The sequence below is a fragment of the Levilactobacillus koreensis JCM 16448 genome (assembly GCF_001435525.1).
GTDB classification, from domain to species: Bacteria; Bacillota; Bacilli; order Lactobacillales; family Lactobacillaceae; genus Levilactobacillus; species Levilactobacillus koreensis.
Map to the genome: position 1 here is coordinate 1 of NZ_AZDP01000042.1, position 15573 is coordinate 15573.

At 47.8% G+C, this 15573-nt stretch carries 14 protein-coding genes; 5 read left to right on the forward strand and 9 right to left on the reverse strand.

Annotated elements, in window-relative coordinates:
• Positions 1-889: 889 nt before the first annotated feature.
• The 4 genes from FC99_RS03265 to FC99_RS03280 all read right to left on the reverse strand — a co-directional run bounded on the left by FC99_RS03265 (position 890) and on the right by FC99_RS03280 (position 5638).
• A complete protein-coding gene (locus tag FC99_RS03265) occupies positions 890-2233 on the reverse strand; it encodes a sensor histidine kinase (RefSeq protein ID WP_048734038.1) in 1344 nt (447 codons plus the stop codon).
• Positions 2230-3558 (reverse strand): sensor histidine kinase, encoded by a 1329-nt coding sequence (locus tag FC99_RS03270; protein ID WP_048734035.1) that lies wholly within the window; start codon positions 3556-3558, stop codon positions 2230-2232. Before FC99_RS03270 ends, FC99_RS03265 begins: the two co-directional genes overlap by 4 nt.
• 13 nt (positions 3559-3571) lie before the next feature.
• Positions 3572-4327, reverse strand: coding sequence for a response regulator transcription factor (locus FC99_RS03275; RefSeq protein ID WP_048734031.1), 756 nt, complete (start codon positions 4325-4327; stop codon positions 3572-3574).
• An 885-nt stretch (positions 4328-5212) separates the two neighbouring features.
• On the reverse strand, positions 5213-5638 hold the full coding sequence (locus FC99_RS03280) for a hypothetical protein (protein ID WP_048734029.1): 426 nt from the start codon (positions 5636-5638) through the stop codon (positions 5213-5215).
• A gap of 74 nt (positions 5639-5712) precedes the next feature.
• Between FC99_RS03280 and greA the strand changes: the two genes are divergently transcribed.
• Positions 5713-6198: a transcription elongation factor GreA gene (gene greA, locus FC99_RS03285; RefSeq protein WP_048734026.1), complete on the forward strand. Its 486-nt coding sequence runs from the start codon at positions 5713-5715 to the stop codon at positions 6196-6198.
• 72 nt (positions 6199-6270) lie between these two features.
• On the opposite strand, the gene FC99_RS03290 is transcribed toward greA, so the two are convergent.
• The gene (locus tag FC99_RS03290; protein WP_048734024.1) at positions 6271-6858 is read right to left on the reverse strand and encodes a TetR/AcrR family transcriptional regulator; all 588 of its coding nucleotides are present in this window, start codon (positions 6856-6858) and stop codon (positions 6271-6273) included.
• Between the two features lie 95 nt (positions 6859-6953).
• Between FC99_RS03290 and FC99_RS03295 the strand changes: the two genes are divergently transcribed.
• Positions 6954-8330, forward strand: coding sequence for an MDR family MFS transporter (locus FC99_RS03295; protein WP_082153219.1), 1377 nt, complete (start codon positions 6954-6956; stop codon positions 8328-8330).
• Positions 8331-8654: 324 nt separating this feature from the next.
• On the opposite strand, the gene FC99_RS03300 is transcribed toward FC99_RS03295, so the two are convergent.
• Together FC99_RS03300 and FC99_RS03305 are read right to left on the reverse strand one after the other, a co-directional pair.
• The gene (locus tag FC99_RS03300) at positions 8655-11033 is read right to left on the reverse strand and encodes a phosphoketolase family protein (RefSeq protein ID WP_048734022.1); all 2379 of its coding nucleotides are present in this window, start codon (positions 11031-11033) and stop codon (positions 8655-8657) included.
• Positions 11034-11380: 347 nt separating this feature from the next.
• Entirely contained in the window at positions 11381-12106 is a 726-nt protein-coding gene (locus FC99_RS03305) for a GntR family transcriptional regulator (RefSeq protein ID WP_048734019.1), read from the reverse strand.
• Positions 12107-12360: 254 nt separating this feature from the next.
• Between FC99_RS03305 and ybaK the strand changes: the two genes are divergently transcribed.
• Together ybaK and FC99_RS03315 are read left to right on the forward strand one after the other, a co-directional pair.
• Positions 12361-12864 (forward strand): Cys-tRNA(Pro) deacylase, encoded by a 504-nt coding sequence (ybaK, locus tag FC99_RS03310; RefSeq protein ID WP_048734018.1) that lies wholly within the window; start codon positions 12361-12363, stop codon positions 12862-12864.
• A gap of 5 nt (positions 12865-12869) precedes the next feature.
• A complete protein-coding gene (locus FC99_RS03315; protein ID WP_048734015.1) occupies positions 12870-13673 on the forward strand; it encodes a hypothetical protein in 804 nt (267 codons plus the stop codon).
• A 45-nt stretch (positions 13674-13718) separates the two neighbouring features.
• Here the strand turns inward: FC99_RS03315 and FC99_RS03320 are convergent, their stop codons facing one another.
• Positions 13719-14180: an NUDIX hydrolase gene (locus FC99_RS03320; protein ID WP_048734013.1), complete on the reverse strand. Its 462-nt coding sequence runs from the start codon at positions 14178-14180 to the stop codon at positions 13719-13721.
• 252 nt (positions 14181-14432) lie between these two features.
• Here FC99_RS03320 and FC99_RS03325 point away from each other — a divergent pair, with 252 nt between their 5' ends.
• Positions 14433-14657, forward strand: coding sequence for a type II toxin-antitoxin system Phd/YefM family antitoxin (locus FC99_RS03325; RefSeq protein ID WP_048734012.1), 225 nt, complete (start codon positions 14433-14435; stop codon positions 14655-14657).
• Between the two features lie 53 nt (positions 14658-14710).
• On the opposite strand, the gene FC99_RS03330 is transcribed toward FC99_RS03325, so the two are convergent.
• A partial coding sequence (locus FC99_RS03330) for a chitosanase (protein WP_235805856.1) occupies positions 14711-15573 on the reverse strand: 863 nt, incomplete at its 5' end.

Below are 15573 nucleotides of genomic sequence, written 5' to 3' on the forward strand. Positions count from 1 at the left end.
TTTTTTATTCAATTCAGGTCTCATCAAGCAATTATTACAGAACTAGCACTACGCGTTACTTATATTGAATTCAACGGCTAGGGGGGATTCGATGCGTTGGCGACAAAAATTAGCATTGATCATTCTGATCGTGCTGCTAGCCATCCTATTAATCTGGGGTGTCCTTAATATCTATCGTTAAATAGTTTAGATAACGCTGATTGGTGAGGGCCGGTCGGCGTTTTTTGATTGGAAAATTTGGGGCATGATTGGCTTGATCTGTTTAGTAAAAACACCTCCTCTGTCCGGCATGAGCGTTCATTTCACGCAGGCTTAGTTCGTTAGTCTTGCTCTCGCCTCTATATTCTGGTCCTGGCGACTTCCGAAACGTGTTCGCCAGGGCAGGTCCCTGCGCTTAGTAAAAATAAGTCTCCTGTCCGGCACAGCCGAACAGGAGACTTATTCCCACTAATGCTCAGGACCTAACCGCCCTAGCTCTCACTCTTCTACACAAAAAAACCGGAGTAACCACTCTCCGGCCACACTAGCATCATTAGAGTAATTCAACATAATCACAGGTTGTAGTCAGGAAAACGCTGTTCGCTCAAATTAGCTATTGAATCTCAATATGTAGTATTGAGTTAAAACCAAAATACGTTTAGTTCTGGGAAAACTAATCGTATCATGAAGAAAACTCTAATTTGTTCAATTGAAGCTTTCTTCACAAAGTCGGGAACCTATCAAATACCGCTATTTGCTAACTTCTCGATGTACTTCATTGCTATTACAAGTCCTAGTATATCAGACAGCTGTAGAATTGCAAGCGTTTTCATCGAGTTAGCTTATCTGAATTATTACTCTTCGGTTAACGGTTCACCCTACGGACTTTGTGAATAGTCCAAGGCCCGGGCTACCCCGTCGGCAATGTCACAATGAGCTGGCCCCAATGAAGCTTGAGCTGAAGGGCCATGGTTGCCGATTGTGATAGCGACTCACGCAACTCCGAAAAATCCAATGTCCCCTTTTGCGCTGCCACTCTGGTATGACCGTCCAGTCTCGCATCAGCTGGTACTGGGAACGTCAGGGAGAACCGGAGGCGGCCATCGACTTCTTTTAGTTCTAAGGTCACCATCGCTGGCGTCAATTGGCTTACCACCGGCCACATTGACGGTAAAGTCCGGTCAATGATCTGGCCTAGCTCCTTAAGTGTCGTGACCGTTGCCGTCAGCGGCTCTGGCGTTTGCACGAAGAGCTGAACTCGACTCTGCTGAGCCAACAAATAGTTATGGTACAGTTGAAATTTCAACGTTGGACTCGGAACGTTGTCGAGGTCACCAATCGTTAATTCGGCGGCGTTACTGGTCGCCCAACCCGACCGGATATCAATATAAAGTTGCCGAAATCCAGCATAGTCCTTGTCTTCCAGGTAGCCACCCAGACCTAACAACATATTCTGGTAGTCGTGACTGAACTTACGAACCTCGCCCATCTGCCGATTCAACTCAGCCGTATACTGTTCTCGAAACTCGTGTTGCTGCATTTGAAGCTGCGTGTGCTCCTCTTGTATATGCGTTTGCATTAAAATATAAGTACTCAGTGTCAGTCCGACTAGTAAAATACCGGCAATTCCGGCCGAGAAGACTAAGTATTGTTCCGACTTTTGCAGCGTTTGGAGGGAGTATTCAAATAAAATATAGGCCAACGCAATCACCGACATAAAGCCTAAGAAAAGGTATTCCGTTGATCGGCCCATAATGTCTTGAATCATATTTTCCATCGGCGCGCGGGTCAGCCAAATACCTAACGCTAACAGCGCATAAATAATGTTATCAATGATCAATTCCGTCAGTGTTCCCCAGACACTGATAGCAAAAACCATGTTGGTCGCCTGAATCGTTGCTGAGATAATCATCATATCGACGAATTCAATCAATAAATATGCTAAAATCGAGACTTCAATAAACGCCGGGAGATACTCCCAATGACGGTAGTAGCCCATAATGGCAATCTCCACTCCCAGCAAAAACGCAATGGGAATCGCGCCAATCAGTGTGTTCGCTGTTTCAAATGACGTCAGCGTATTCAAGAACGCAAAGCCAGCGGCCATCAACGCACAGTACAGCAGGAAAAAATGTTCCCCGTGAAGAAACCGCTCGTTCCGTAAGCGCGGGAACCAATAGTATTGAAAGTAAACGAACCAAAAACCCAGCGAGAAATTCGCCAGTGTGTAGCTCACTCGATCCACTGTGATCACTCTGAGGACCTCCCTGGCTTGGTCAAAATAATCGTAAAGTACAACATGTTTCGTTTTAACTCAATCTGTAGGGCGGCATTCTTGGTCTGCGACACAATGTCGTGGACGGTGCTCAAGCCGAGGCCGTGACTGCCCCCCTTAGTCGTGTAACCCGCCGCCATAAAGCGATTGATCTGCGGCGGTCGGTCGGGTGATACCGGATTCGCCACAGAGAGCTCCACCGCATCGGGATAATCCAACACGGCGCAATGGATCTCCGTGTCAGCTCCCACTGGACTGGCTTCCAAAGCGTTATCCAGCAGGATTCCCATGATACGCAACAGTTGCATACTGTCCATCGGGATCGACTGCACCCTATCCGGAATCTCCAAGCGCAGACTGACACCCTGATTTTGCGCGGCCAGGATTTTCTGGAACAGGAGACTCTTCAATGGTGGGTCGCCCAACCGCTGCAGGCCCTCCTCTTCCAGACCAGCCAACTGACTTGTGGCTTGCCATCGTTCACTCAAGGTCTGATAGTAGGCCGTCAGTCCCGCATAGTCCTTCTGGTCAAGGTACACCCCCAGCTGCAACATTTGCCGCTGATAAAGTTGTTTGAACTGGCGAATGGCCTGCACTTGATCAGAGATCCTCCGATCATAGCGTGAGCGAATTCGCGACTCTTGGTACAGTGCGCGGAGCCGTTGCCGATGAAAGAAGCTTTGGAGAAAGATGAATAAGCTGGCACTAATTAATAAAATCATGACCAGTTCGATACTCAGCGCAAATGTCAGCATGGCGTGCGTAATATCCAATTTATGAATAACGATCGTCGAGAACTGGGCCAAAACGGCCAGACTGCCCATTAACGCGGTCACCGTCCACTGTTCCTTGCGGCTAAACGCCAGCCGCTCCAAGTTTCCGGGCTGAATTCGCATGCCAGATACTGCCAGCGAAATTAGCGAATAAATTGCAATTTGAAAGGAGAGCCGCGCCACCATCACCCATGGCAACTGGATGAACGGTAGCCCCCAGAGCTCGATCATAACCTGGCGGACCAGATCATTGACGAGGACCACGACCAGGTAAATGACAATGGTGGCGTTCACAAAGATCAGCGCCATTTTTCGGCGGTGATGGATGAGGTACAGGAGCGCGCTAAGTGGCGGCAACATCAGTGCCCACGGTCGCCCGATGAACGCTGGAATCAAGGCCCAGCCCATCCACTTCAAAGGGAGCTTCCAGTTCTGCGGCCGAATCAACCCGATCCACAACGTCAAAAACCACTGCATGGTCATGGCTAAGACAAAGTTTATCCAAAAATTCTGATCAAAGACATGTACCATCGTTGTCACCCACTTATGCTTTCAAATGCTTCTGCACCAACGTCTTGACCTCATGGAAGCGCCGCGTCGCCACATCGGTCTCGTCACCATTGGGAAAGACCAAGCGCCGATTAGCCGCATCGATTCCACTCACGTTGTCCAGATTAACCAGAAAACTCTTATCCGTGCGGTATAGCTCCGGATACTGATCCGCAATGTCTTTTAAGAAGCCAGGAAACTCAACCAGTTGGCTCGCCGCATGAACCGTCACTTTATGAGGTGTTTCGGCGGTCTCCACGAAGTAAACATCCCCCATTGGCAGACTAAATTTCCGGCCACCAATCGTATAACTGAAGAGATTTTCCGTGTTACCTAAGTAATTGGTATAACGCTGATAACCATAGTCGATATTTTCGCGTAGCTTTTGATCGATCTGTGCGCGCCCCAAGTCCTTAACCACAAAGTCCATGGGCTCAACCTTCCGCTCAAACGTCAACAGCGCCATTTCCGAATGCGTCGTGACAAAGACGATTTCCGCGAATCCTAGCTGCTGTCGAATGGCAATGGCCGTTTCCAGTCCCGTCGTCTCCTCAGCTGGAAACTCAATATCGAGAAAAAATAACGCATATTCTGGCGGATTGGCTGTCAAATCAGCCAGTAACGCCTGTGGACTTGGCGTAGCCAGCTGAACTTGCATGTCGTAATCGTTGATCATAATGTATCGCTGCACGGTGTCCGTGTAGTGCTTAAGCTGCTCGGGATTATCCTCGCAGAGATAAACGGCTAGCACCAAAATCACACTCCTCATTATTAAATACTATGTAACCCTATCACCCACTAATGTAACCTGAAAATTCACTGCATGCAATTGTTTTCGTCACTAAAGCTCAGAACTGGCTAAAACAATTATGGTAATTTACTGATTAGCATATTTACTAGTTTGGGATTCGACTAATTTTCGGCTGGGTGGTGACGCTTTAATTTGACTTATTAGGGATATTTGGTTGTTGCGGTAGATTGGCTTTTGAAATGCGCTTCGTAAGACCGGCTTCTGCGCTTGATTGTGATTTTTAGTCACTACTTGGAACAACTTACTTACTCACTGCGTTGGAGCGGTTCTCGAAGTCTATATCCCGATTCTGGCGGCTTTTGAAACGTGTAGAACGAGGCAGGACCCTGCGCTTAACCCCATTTAAGCAGGACTTGGTAACGCCCACCAAGTCCTGCTTAAATGACGTTAATGCTCAGGTCCTAAACGCCTCGTTCTGCACTCTAATAAAAAAGAACCACCCGCAGGTAGCTCTTCTTTAAGTTGATTATTTAATTGCCGGTGCTGGCTTTATTAGCACTCCCCCAAGTTCTAACGTCGCATAACCCCTAGGCATTCCAATAACCATCACTTACTCTTCAGCTCATTGCGATGAAGCTGCTATTCGCCTAAGTTACGTTTGACGTTCTATCAGGCCGCCCGTTTTGATTAGATAATCGTGGGATGTAAGGCCGGATGGATCAATCCACTGAATCGCTCACACTTTAATCCATTGACCCACAAAATCAGTTGCCGTAAAACTGACCCCTTCCAACTGTTATTACTTTAACATGCTTTCCAGTTATCTAACGCTAAGCGGCAAAAACGTCATTTTTTTAACGTTCATGCGGAGTTAAACAGCACAATTTAATTGTGCTTGAGGGAATAAGTGACGAAACCACCTAAAATAATGGGGGCCATGAAGGCTAAGGCAATGTCGATCAATAACCGCCAATACCACGCCTGAGTCGTCTTAGGCGCTGCCTTTAATCGGGGGACCCGCTCTGGCTTGGCCATTTTCTCGTAGACTGACGCCGTTTCGTCAGCGGCCTGTCTCCGGCGCCGGCGTCGACGACGGAAAACTGGTGCTTGTAGCTCCCGGTCATCCATTAAAACGACCCATTTGGCAAACGGAAAACAAACCCAACTCAACAGAAAATACCAGTCAGCACCGGTAAATCCACCGATCAGCTGGCCCTTCGCGTAATTAAAATGGCCTAAAACAGCGATAATCAGAACAAAGATCAGTCCGATACCCGCTTGTTTTAACCAAAATCGACCGAAATCCTTCATATGAAAACTCCCTTTTCTTTTTAAAAATAACTATGTAGAATAGAAACAAATCCAAAATAAACCGAGGTGTTTCGATGGCAAATTCAGGTGACTTCAATCCCATCACAGCGGCCGGTTACCGCGACTTACAACGTAAAATCGCGGCGTTAGAAGCCGACCGGCCAGAAAAAATCGAAATTTTAGCCGAAGCGCGGGCCCACGGCGACCTCTCAGAGAATGCCGAGTACTCCGCTGCCAAGCGTGACCTGCGCCATTTGGAAAGTCAGCTCCGTTTCTTCAATAAACAATTGCAGTACGCCAAGGTGGTTGACCCCACCAACAACGACGTGGTCGAATTAGGTAAGTGGGTGACTGTAACCTTCATGGATGACGATGACCAGGACACTTACCAACTCGTTGGCACCCAGGAGGCCGACCTCGACGCTGGCAAGATCACTCGGGTCTCCCCATTAGGCCGCGCACTATTGGGCCATCACCCCGGCGATACGGTCACCATTCAGGCGCCTAACGCCAACTACGATGTCCGCATTGTCACGGTCAGTCTGACGGCACCAGAATAATATTAGTATACCATTAGAAAATACCGGTTAGACTTGTTCTCACAAATCTTACCGGTATTTTTGGGTCGTCTCTTAGTTGTCGGCATGAAAAACCGGCAATAAAATATCATCAATCATCTCAATCTGTGCGGCCTCACTCAGATCCTGCTGACTCAAAACCTCGTTGATCAGTAGGATACCCGGTAACGTCACCACTCTATCCGGCCACTCTGCCTTAGCAATTTCGCCACGAGCCGCCGCATGATCAAGCATCGGTTGGACGATCTCTTTAAGCTCGTTACCTTGATTCGCGTGATTTAACAGCTTACCCACTTCTAAATTTTGCAGCCGATCCGCAAGCAGTCCCCGCAGCGTTTCACCCTTAAGTCGTTCCAGAAAGGCCGCCAGCTGGCCAAACAGATTCAAGAAGTCCCCGCGCAACGTTCCCGTATCAGGCACCGTATATGGCGTTAAGTTGCCAAACTTACCCAGCGCGGCAATTACGAGGTGGGCCTTGTCCGGCCAACGCCGGTACAGCACCGTTTTGGTCGTTTCCGCCGCCTTAGCGACCCCCTCAATGGTCAAGTTTTGATACCCTTTTTGTTGTAATTGGTCCCAAGTCGCCGTGAGAATAGCATCCACCAGTGCTTGTCCCCGCCGTCGGGTCTTTTTTTCTGTCATTTTTAACTATTCTCCCTTGTCTTTTAGTCATCAGGAGTGTACTATCTTCAAATATAAGATACGGCCGTATCTAATTTGAAATTGTAGGTGAGATTATGTCCACTCAAAAATCAACGCAAAACATCACTCAAATCGCGTTATTCCTGGTCATTGGCGCCATTGCACCGCTACTTGATACGACCATGACTAACGTTGCCTTAGACACAATTATGAAGTCTTTAAACGTTTCCGTCAACGCCATTCAGTGGATCACCACCAGCTACGTCCTCGCCATGGGCATCGCCGTCCCAGTTGCGGGTTGGGCGACAAACTGGTTCGATGGCAAACACCTTTATTTGGGCGCACTGGTCGTCTTTCTACTGGGCTCTATCGTCTCTAGTTGGGCCACAACACTCCCTCTGCTGGTCATTGGCCGCATCATCCAAGGGGCCGCAGCCGGCATTGTCGTTCCCCTGATTACCACGTTGGTCGTCCAAGTCGCCGGTAGCCAAGGTTTAGGGAAACTTATGGCCGTTGTGGGGATGCCCGCCGTCTTGATCCCTATTCTAGGACCAACCATTGGCGGTTACCTGATCGACGCGCTCAACTGGCACTGGATTTTTCTGATCAACATTCCACTGGTTCTATTGTCGCTCCTACTTTTAGTCTGGAAGATGCCAAAGTTCCCCGCCGCCAAGCAAGGCAAGCACCTCGATATCCCCAGTCTGGCCACCCTTACCGGCCTGTTCACCGCTGCCATCATTGGTATTACGCGGTTCAGTACCGGGGATAGCTTCACATCGACTAAAGTCCTAACGCCTTTACTACTCGCTTTAGCCTGCCTAATCGGCTACATCCTTTACGCCATTTTCCAGCCGCAACGGGCCCTCGTCAGCCTGGAGCTCTTCAAGTCGCCAACCTTTGACGCCTCGGTCGTTATCCTGATGCTCTCCGGGATCGCAGTCAACGGGGCCATGTTCCTCTTACCCCTCTACCTGCAAAATACACGTGGCCTGAGCGTCGTCTGGTCTGGGACCTACCTAATCGCCCAGGGAATCGGCCTCTTGCTCTCACGCAGCCAGATTGGCAAATTAACTGATAGCATTGGTGCCCGCTGGGTCGTCCTCGTGGCAATCGTTATCGCCGTTGCGGGTACCCTGCCATTCGTCTTCTTTACCGCCAAGACTAGTAAGTGGCTGATTCTGCTGGCCCTCTTCGTTCGCGGAATCGGGCAAGGCGGGCTGACAATTCCAGTCATGGCCGACAGCTACACCGGCCTACCGAAACGGCTGATTGCGGAGGCGACCACGGCAACCCGGATGCTACAAAATATCGGTGGGGCCATGGGAACGGCGGTCTTAGCAACTATCATCGCCCACGAGTTACCTAGTGTCGGCATGAATGCTGCTTACCAAACTGCTTTTATGTGGTCGGTCGGATTTATTTTGGTAACGGCTATTCCAGCGTGGTTCTTGAGCCATGACCGCCGGTAACAAAAAAGTGGCTTAGACAAACCACTTTTTACGACTCATAGTCATGATAATCAAAACCACAAGAAATAAGCCTTCCCTCTTAACTTTAGCCGGTTAAGGGAAGACTCGAAAGATGAGTCAAACTTTAATGAGCTACCGTTTTCTCAACGGCTAGCTATCGCAGAAGCGGTCAGTGCTCATGTGCGCTGATCTTTTTCTGTTGGGTTCAGTATAGCATCCGCCACCCCATTTACCAGTAAAGCCCTCCGAAACATCAAAAAGAGCACGCTCCCGACCATAACGGCCAGTAGCGTGCTCCTCATTTTTAATCGAAATATTAATGGATTACTTCAGTGGCTTCCATTGCCAGTTGTTAACTTCTGGCAAGTCGGTCCCAACCTCACGGATGTAAGCATTGTGCTTAGCAACCATGTCGTCCATCCGTTGGATAAAGTAAGCACCCTTAACGGCGTACTCGTCAATATCACTAACGGCTTCCTTAGCCAAGTGGTAACGGTCCAAGTGGTTCAGGACACGCATGTCAAATGGCGTGGTGATATCACCGTTTTCACGGTAACCATGAACGTGTAAGTTGTGGTTGTGACGGTCGAAGAAGAGATCCTTAACCAAGTCTTCAAAGCCATGGAAGGCAAAGATAACTGGCTTGTCCGTCGTGAACAGACGGTCGAATTCTTCATCGGAGATCCCACGAGGGTCCAACTTAGGTGAACGCAACTTCAACAGGTCAACAACGTTGATGAAGCGCATCTTCATTTCAGGGAATTCGTCATGTAATAATGAAATTGCGGCTAATGATTCCCAAGTTGGTTCAGTACCAGCTGCGGCGAAGACGATATCAGGTTCTTGACCTTGGTCAGTAGATGCCCAGTCGATGTAGCCCAAACCATTGTGAACCAAGTTAGTGGCTTCATCAATGGAGAACCATTGTGGACGTGGGTGCTTAGACGTTACGATCAAGTTGATCTTTTCGCGGCTCCGGAATGCAACGTCACCAACGGCTAACAAGGTGTTAGCATCGGCTGGCAAGTATTCACGGATAAAGGCTGGCTTCTTTTCAGCCAAGTGGGTCAACATCCCAGGATCTTGGTGGGTGTAACCGTTATGGTCTTGCTGGAAGACAGTTGACGTATCCACGAAGTTCAATGATGGGTAGTCATGACGCCAATCTTGTTCAGCAGCCTTACGCAACCACTTGAAGTGTTGAGTCAACATTGAATCCACAACGCGACCGAATGATTCGTAAGTTGCGAAGTAACCATGACGACCAGTCAGAACGTAACCTTCTAACCAACCTTCAGCTTGGTGTTCGGAAAGTTGTGAGTCAATGATCCGGCCAGAGTGAGCCATGTTTTCGTCGTTTGGTTCATGAATGTTTTCCATCCATTGACGTTTCCCATAGTCCAGAGCAGCGTAAAGCCGGTTAGACTTGGTTTCGTCAGGGCCAAAGCCACGGAACGTGTCTGGGTTCAACTTCATCACGTCAGCCAAGTAGTCAGACCAGACTAACATGTCTTGAGCAATCGTCTTGCCGTGTTCCGTCGTGTCAACGGCATACTTCTTGTAGTCAGGCAACTTCAATGGTTCTGGCTTGATCCCACCATTGGTGATTGGGTTCATAGCCATCCGTTGTTCGCCCTTAGGAGCCATTGCACGGACGTCATCCTTCAAGGAGCCGTCTTCGTTGAACAATTCTTCTGGCTTGTAAGACTTCAACCAGTCAGTCAACATGTCAACGTGTTCCATGTCGCCAGCGTCAACGGGAATTGGGACTTGGTGAGCACGGAAGGAACCTTCGATAGGGTTACCATCTAAGTCCTTCTTAGGACCAGTCCAGCCCTTAGGTGAGCGAACAATGATCATTGGCCATACAGGTAATGAATCATCGTTGTTGTCACGCGCGTTCTTTTGAATGTTCTTGATTTCAGGGATCACTTCATCCATGACCTTAGCCATGTCTTCATGAGCCTTCATGTGATCTGAGCCATCGGTTTCGACAAAGTGAGGATCCCAGCCCATGCCTTGGAAGTACTTCGTTAAGTCTTCGTCAGACATCCGTGACAGGATAGTTGGGTTAGAGATCTTGAACCCGTTCATGTTGATGATTGGTAATACCGCACCATCTTTGATTGGGTTAATAAACTTGTCTGAGAACCATGAAGCAGCCAAAGGACCAGTTTCAGATTCCCCATCACCGATTTCAACAGCGGCAATCACGTCTGGGTTATCTAAGATAGCACCAGTCCCGTGAGAAAGGCTGTAACCAAGTTCCCCACCTTCATGGATAGAACCTGGTGTTTCAGGTGCGGCATGAGAAGCAACGCCACCTGGGAAGGAGAATTGCTTGAATAAACGCTTCAAACCTTCTTCGTCTTGAGAAATGTTTGGATAAATTTCACTGTAACTACCATCAAGATATGAGTTAGAAACCATAACTTGACCACCATGACCTGAACCTTCGATGTAAAACATGTTCAAGTTGTACTTTAAGATAGCCCGGTTTAAGTGAGCATAGATAAAGTTTTGAGAAACAATCGTTCCCCAGTGACCAATTGGCTTAATCTTTACATCATCAGAGGTTAAGTCACGCTTCAATAATGGGTTGTCACGCAAGAATAACTGTCCGACTGACAGGTAGTTCGCTGCACGCCAGTACTTGTCAACGCCTTCCAAGTATGCCTTGGAGTCGAAGTCTGTATTTGCCATGTAATTAACACTCCTTCTTTGAATTCGTAACTGCATAATCTAGTTGATAGAAAATGTGTAAAATTTATCTCGTAATGAATACCGGGATGACTTTTACAGCCTCTATCATAGGCCGTTTTACAGAAAAGTCAACCTTTTTATAAATTGGACCGTATCAATTTGTAAAAGGAAGGCCCACATTCATTTGGGTTAATGATGATTACCCGCTTCTAGTCAGCCATGGCTTGTTTTTTGAGACTCTATTCAACTTGTCACGTCGTCGTTAAGCTTGGCTAACACCTGCCAGATTGGTATACTAACAATCGCCGTAAAAAAACGACCACCCGAGGGCAGCCGCTGTGCGATACTTATTCTTCATCTAATGAAACAAAGGTGTTATAGTTCAAATATTGATAGTGCAACCGCATATTGGACACTTCAAACGGCGTCCCGTCATCTAAGAAGAAGATTCCTTCCATGATGCCGACGGGTTCCACTGGCTTCAGGTTAAGTAACTCCTGATCGTCAGCTGTCGACGGTTGGGCCTGAATCGACATGAAGGACTTGGTCACGACCTTGCCCTGACTCTCCAAGTAATTAAAAATGGAATCCGCCACGGTTTTCTGTGACAAATTCGGCGCAATCTTAATTGGAATATAGCCGGTTTCAATCATAAAAGGTTTATCCTCAAACAACCGCAGCCGCTTGATCTCATAAACGAAATCCCCTTCTGCTAAAAAGAGGTCTTGCTGGATTTCCTTGCTAGCAGGGACTACGTTAAAATTCAGTAGCCGAATACCGGGCGTTGTGCCGGCCGACTTCATACTGTCAGTAATTCCTAAATTTGACCCTTCGTATTGAAAAATAGTTTGATTTTTCATATATAATGGGTTAATAAAGGTTCCCGACCCACGCTTTTTAAAAATAATTCCCTGATTAGCTAAAACACTGAGTGCGCGCTTGACTGAGCTACGACTAACTCCGTAGGCTTCGCTAAGGCTCCGCTCATCAGGTAGCCGCTTGTTGGGAAATTCATTTTGATGGATGCGCTGCTTTAAGTCCCGCATCACCTGTCGATAGACTAAATCTGCCATGATATCTCCTCATAAACTCTTCAACTAGACATTCTCTGTGAGTAGAGTATAACAGGTTTTAGCGGCGGTGTCTTCTTTTACTGAAAAACAACCGTCCCATTTATTTTTAAAGTGCGGTCCAATTTATATTTTTATAAGGCGTATGCCATCCCGTTGGCGTGTCTAATCCGGCGTTATTGGTTGGATTAGGTCGCTACAATGACCGGTGGCGTGCGAATCATCCACATTAATTCTGATTTTGAAAGGTGAGTTTTATGGCCAAAAAGAAAAAGGGCAAACGCCTGCATAAGACATTAGTTGAACAGATTCTCGATAAAAACAAGATTGCCTATAAGCAATTTGAATTTGCGACCCACACTAAGGGTGACGTGGCCCAGCTCGAAGTTGATCACGAAGACGTTGACGAGCACCACATCTACAAGACGTTAGTTCTCAGCGGTCCCACGACTGGACCCGTAGTCGGTGTCCTGCCGATCGACGAACACCTCGACGAGAAGAAACTGGCCAAAGCTTCAGGCAACAAGAAGGTCGACATGGTCCCCCTGAAGGACTTGGTAAAGACTACTGGCTATGAACACGGCGCCAACACTCCCGTCGGTATCTGGGAAAAGAATCACTTTCCCATCTACTTTGATACGACCGCGCAGGAACAAGGCACCATTTTAGTCTCCTCTGGCCAGATTGGCCGTTCCGTTGAACTCGATGCCACCGCACTGGCTGAGCTGGTTCACGGCACGTTCACCGATCTGCTGGAGTAAGGGACATGAATACGGACCTCAATTTGATCTTTAAAAACCTCGGAATCGTTGGCATTGACCTCTTAGTGATTCCCTTTGTGTTCGTGACGTTGCTGACCTACCTGAACCGCGATACCAAGAAATTTTTGGCCAACGGCTTTGGCATTAATAGCGAGCTGTACCTCGGGTTTATCGGCATCTTTTTTCACGAGTTAAGTCACCTGCTGACGGCTGTTTTATTTGGTCACCGGATCGACAAGGTTCGTTTAGTTAAGCGCCCCCATCCCAATCGACGAGGAGCTGATGGTCAACCAGACTTAGCGTTAGGTTACGTCAATCACACTTGGAACCAACGTAATTGGTATCAGGTTATTGGTAACCTCTTTATTGGGGTCGCCCCCATCTTTGGCTGTGCACTGGTCTTACTGGTATTGACGGCGACATTGATTCCCAGCCTCTTTCAGGGAATGCTGACCCTTATCGCCAATCCTTTTAGTCTCGACTGGTCCGGTTTTTTTCAAAACATCGGCGGTGATAATCACCCCGTAATTCGCTGGACAGTCATGATTCTACTGTCACTCAACATCAGTATCGGTGGCTTCGATCTCAGCACGGCCGACTTCGCAAATTCACGAATCGGCCTGATTGGCTTCGTCGTCATCATTACGGCTATAACCGTCCTCTTAACGATGGGCAACCTAGCCAGTGGGTTTCTTAAGTTCATCACAGCCGCCATCATTCTCTTGGCGGTGGTCTTGAGCTATGCGTTGCTGGTCTCGCTACTGACCAATCTACTAGTCAGATTAGGGCTACAGATCAAAGAACATTAAAATAAGATGAAAAAGACGTGATCAGATTGAGCTGATGACGTCTTTTTAGTCGTACCATGGATACTCACTGGCGAAGAATTTTTGGATCGCCCGTTCATGTTGTTCATTCAACATTGGTGGCAAGTCCGTGGCCGCAAAATAGGTCAGTGCCAATGTTTCTTCGTGATTGGGACGCAAGTGACCCCCGGTCCGCTCAACAGCAAAAGTAACGACTACGGCTTGGGCAACATCACCATTGGGGTACCGTTGAATTTGATTAGATGAAACGCCTAAAAGGCCAACGACCGCAACGTCTAATCCAGTCTCTTCCTTGAATTCACGGACACAAGCTTCTTGTGCACTTTCACCAAATTCTAGTGCACCACCAGGAAGCCCCCAACGGTTAAAATCTGACCGTTTTTGTAGCAAGATTCGCTGACGATGATCGACTAAAATTCCACCAGCGAAGGTTAAAATTATAGGATTATTGCCCACTTTTTTTCGGAGTTCTTGAATATAATCTGGCACACGGCTTCCTCCTCACCCATCATAACTATTTAAAAATAATTAAACTATAATTAAATTAGAATGTCAATACTCTAATCTAAACCGGATATTCGCTTATAACTAAATAAATTTAAAATCATTCCCGCTTAGGGCGAGCTAGGTCATCCCTATATCATAATATCAATACGAACATTTGTTCTATCAAGTGTTGCTAAAACCTGATATACTACGGTTACTGTCAAAGACGCTCAGTCACTATCCAGGAGGATGACCATGAAAACCTACCAACTCGCTAAGCTTCACGCACACACCAAGCAACTTCTCCACCAGGTCGCCGCAACCCAACAAGCAATCGAAATTAAATTACCAGCAAAACATAGTGTGGTTGTCATGAGTAAGGAGCGTTACGCCCAACTGCTTGAGTTAAACTATCTTTGGGAAACGGGCTCGCTTCCCGCAGCACTGCAACAACTAGACCTAGAAGCGGATGTAGGGTAGTGACCCTTAAGACGCCAAAAGCACTGTCTCACGACAATGCTTTTTGGTGACCACTACTTTAGCTGGTAAGAATCGCCATACATTTTCCAGTGCAAGGGCCGTGCTAAACGATAATTTTTGTCATTAATAAATTGTCGCTGCACGCTTAATCGCGATAAGTCTTTGTGCGCTTTTTCCTGTTGCATGACGCGCGTCCTGACTTTCAAGAAGGCCTTTAAATACGTTGCCTGGTTGCCGCCCTGTTTCGGCGAACGAGCGAGCTTAAGGGCCCGGCGACGAATACCGCCAAAGCTACTGGCATCCTGGCCCGGACCATGAACGACCATCGCATCGTAATAGATATACTGTCCCAATGGGCTTAAATCATCCTTTTGAGCTGCTCGCAGAACGGGCAGTAAATACATCTGATCAACTACCGCGTCCTGAGCATGGCGCATTTGAATATCTTTAGCCGCGTGATGCCAATCACTCACGAAATGTTGACCAAGTCCACGATGAGCCGCAGTACCATCGACTCGCCGCAACGCGGGTAAATATTTTCGCAAGCGGTTATTGTGTGGCTTTAGGCGCACATACCGCCGGATCACCGTTCGTAAGTCGCCGGTGCCCGACGTGAAGCCGATAATCCCGGCCGTATAGCCCCGACCATCCCCAATATCCTCGATGTACCGGTATTGCTGTCGATAATTTAAGCTTGAATTCTCCGCACTAGACACTAGCGCAAAAGTCGTAGCCCGCAACTTTCCGGTCTGAATCGTCTTCTTTGCCTGATACCCGGGGGCTGCCGACTGACCGCAAGCCGCTAACCCTACCACTGCAGATAGTACCAGTATTCCCCAGAACAGTCGCTTCACTTTTACTGTTATGATCCCTCTGTGGTTGTCAGATGAAATAATATAATTCATCTGACAATGAC

What these genes read in the sequence shown, in the direction of transcription:
- FC99_RS03270 (WP_048734035.1), bottom strand. Translation starts at nt 3,558, where the DNA reads ATGGTACATGTCTTTGATCAGAATTTTTGGATAAACTTTGTCTTAGCC.
- FC99_RS03280 (WP_048734029.1), bottom strand. Translation starts at nt 5,638, where the DNA reads ATGAAGGATTTCGGTCGATTTTGGTTAAAACAAGCGGGTATCGGACTG.
- greA (WP_048734026.1), top strand. Translation starts at nt 5,713, where the DNA reads ATGGCAAATTCAGGTGACTTCAATCCCATCACAGCGGCCGGTTACCGC.
- FC99_RS03290 (WP_048734024.1), bottom strand. Translation starts at nt 6,858, where the DNA reads ATGACAGAAAAAAAGACCCGACGGCGGGGACAAGCACTGGTGGATGCT.
- FC99_RS03295 (WP_082153219.1), top strand. Translation starts at nt 6,954, where the DNA reads ATGTCCACTCAAAAATCAACGCAAAACATCACTCAAATCGCGTTATTC.
- FC99_RS03300 (WP_048734022.1), bottom strand. Translation starts at nt 11,033, where the DNA reads ATGGCAAATACAGACTTCGACTCCAAGGCATACTTGGAAGGCGTTGAC.
- FC99_RS03305 (WP_048734019.1), bottom strand. Translation starts at nt 12,106, where the DNA reads ATGGCAGATTTAGTCTATCGACAGGTGATGCGGGACTTAAAGCAGCGC.
- ybaK (WP_048734018.1), top strand. Translation starts at nt 12,361, where the DNA reads ATGGCCAAAAAGAAAAAGGGCAAACGCCTGCATAAGACATTAGTTGAA.
- FC99_RS03315 (WP_048734015.1), top strand. Translation starts at nt 12,870, where the DNA reads ATGAATACGGACCTCAATTTGATCTTTAAAAACCTCGGAATCGTTGGC.
- FC99_RS03325 (WP_048734012.1), top strand. Translation starts at nt 14,433, where the DNA reads ATGAAAACCTACCAACTCGCTAAGCTTCACGCACACACCAAGCAACTT.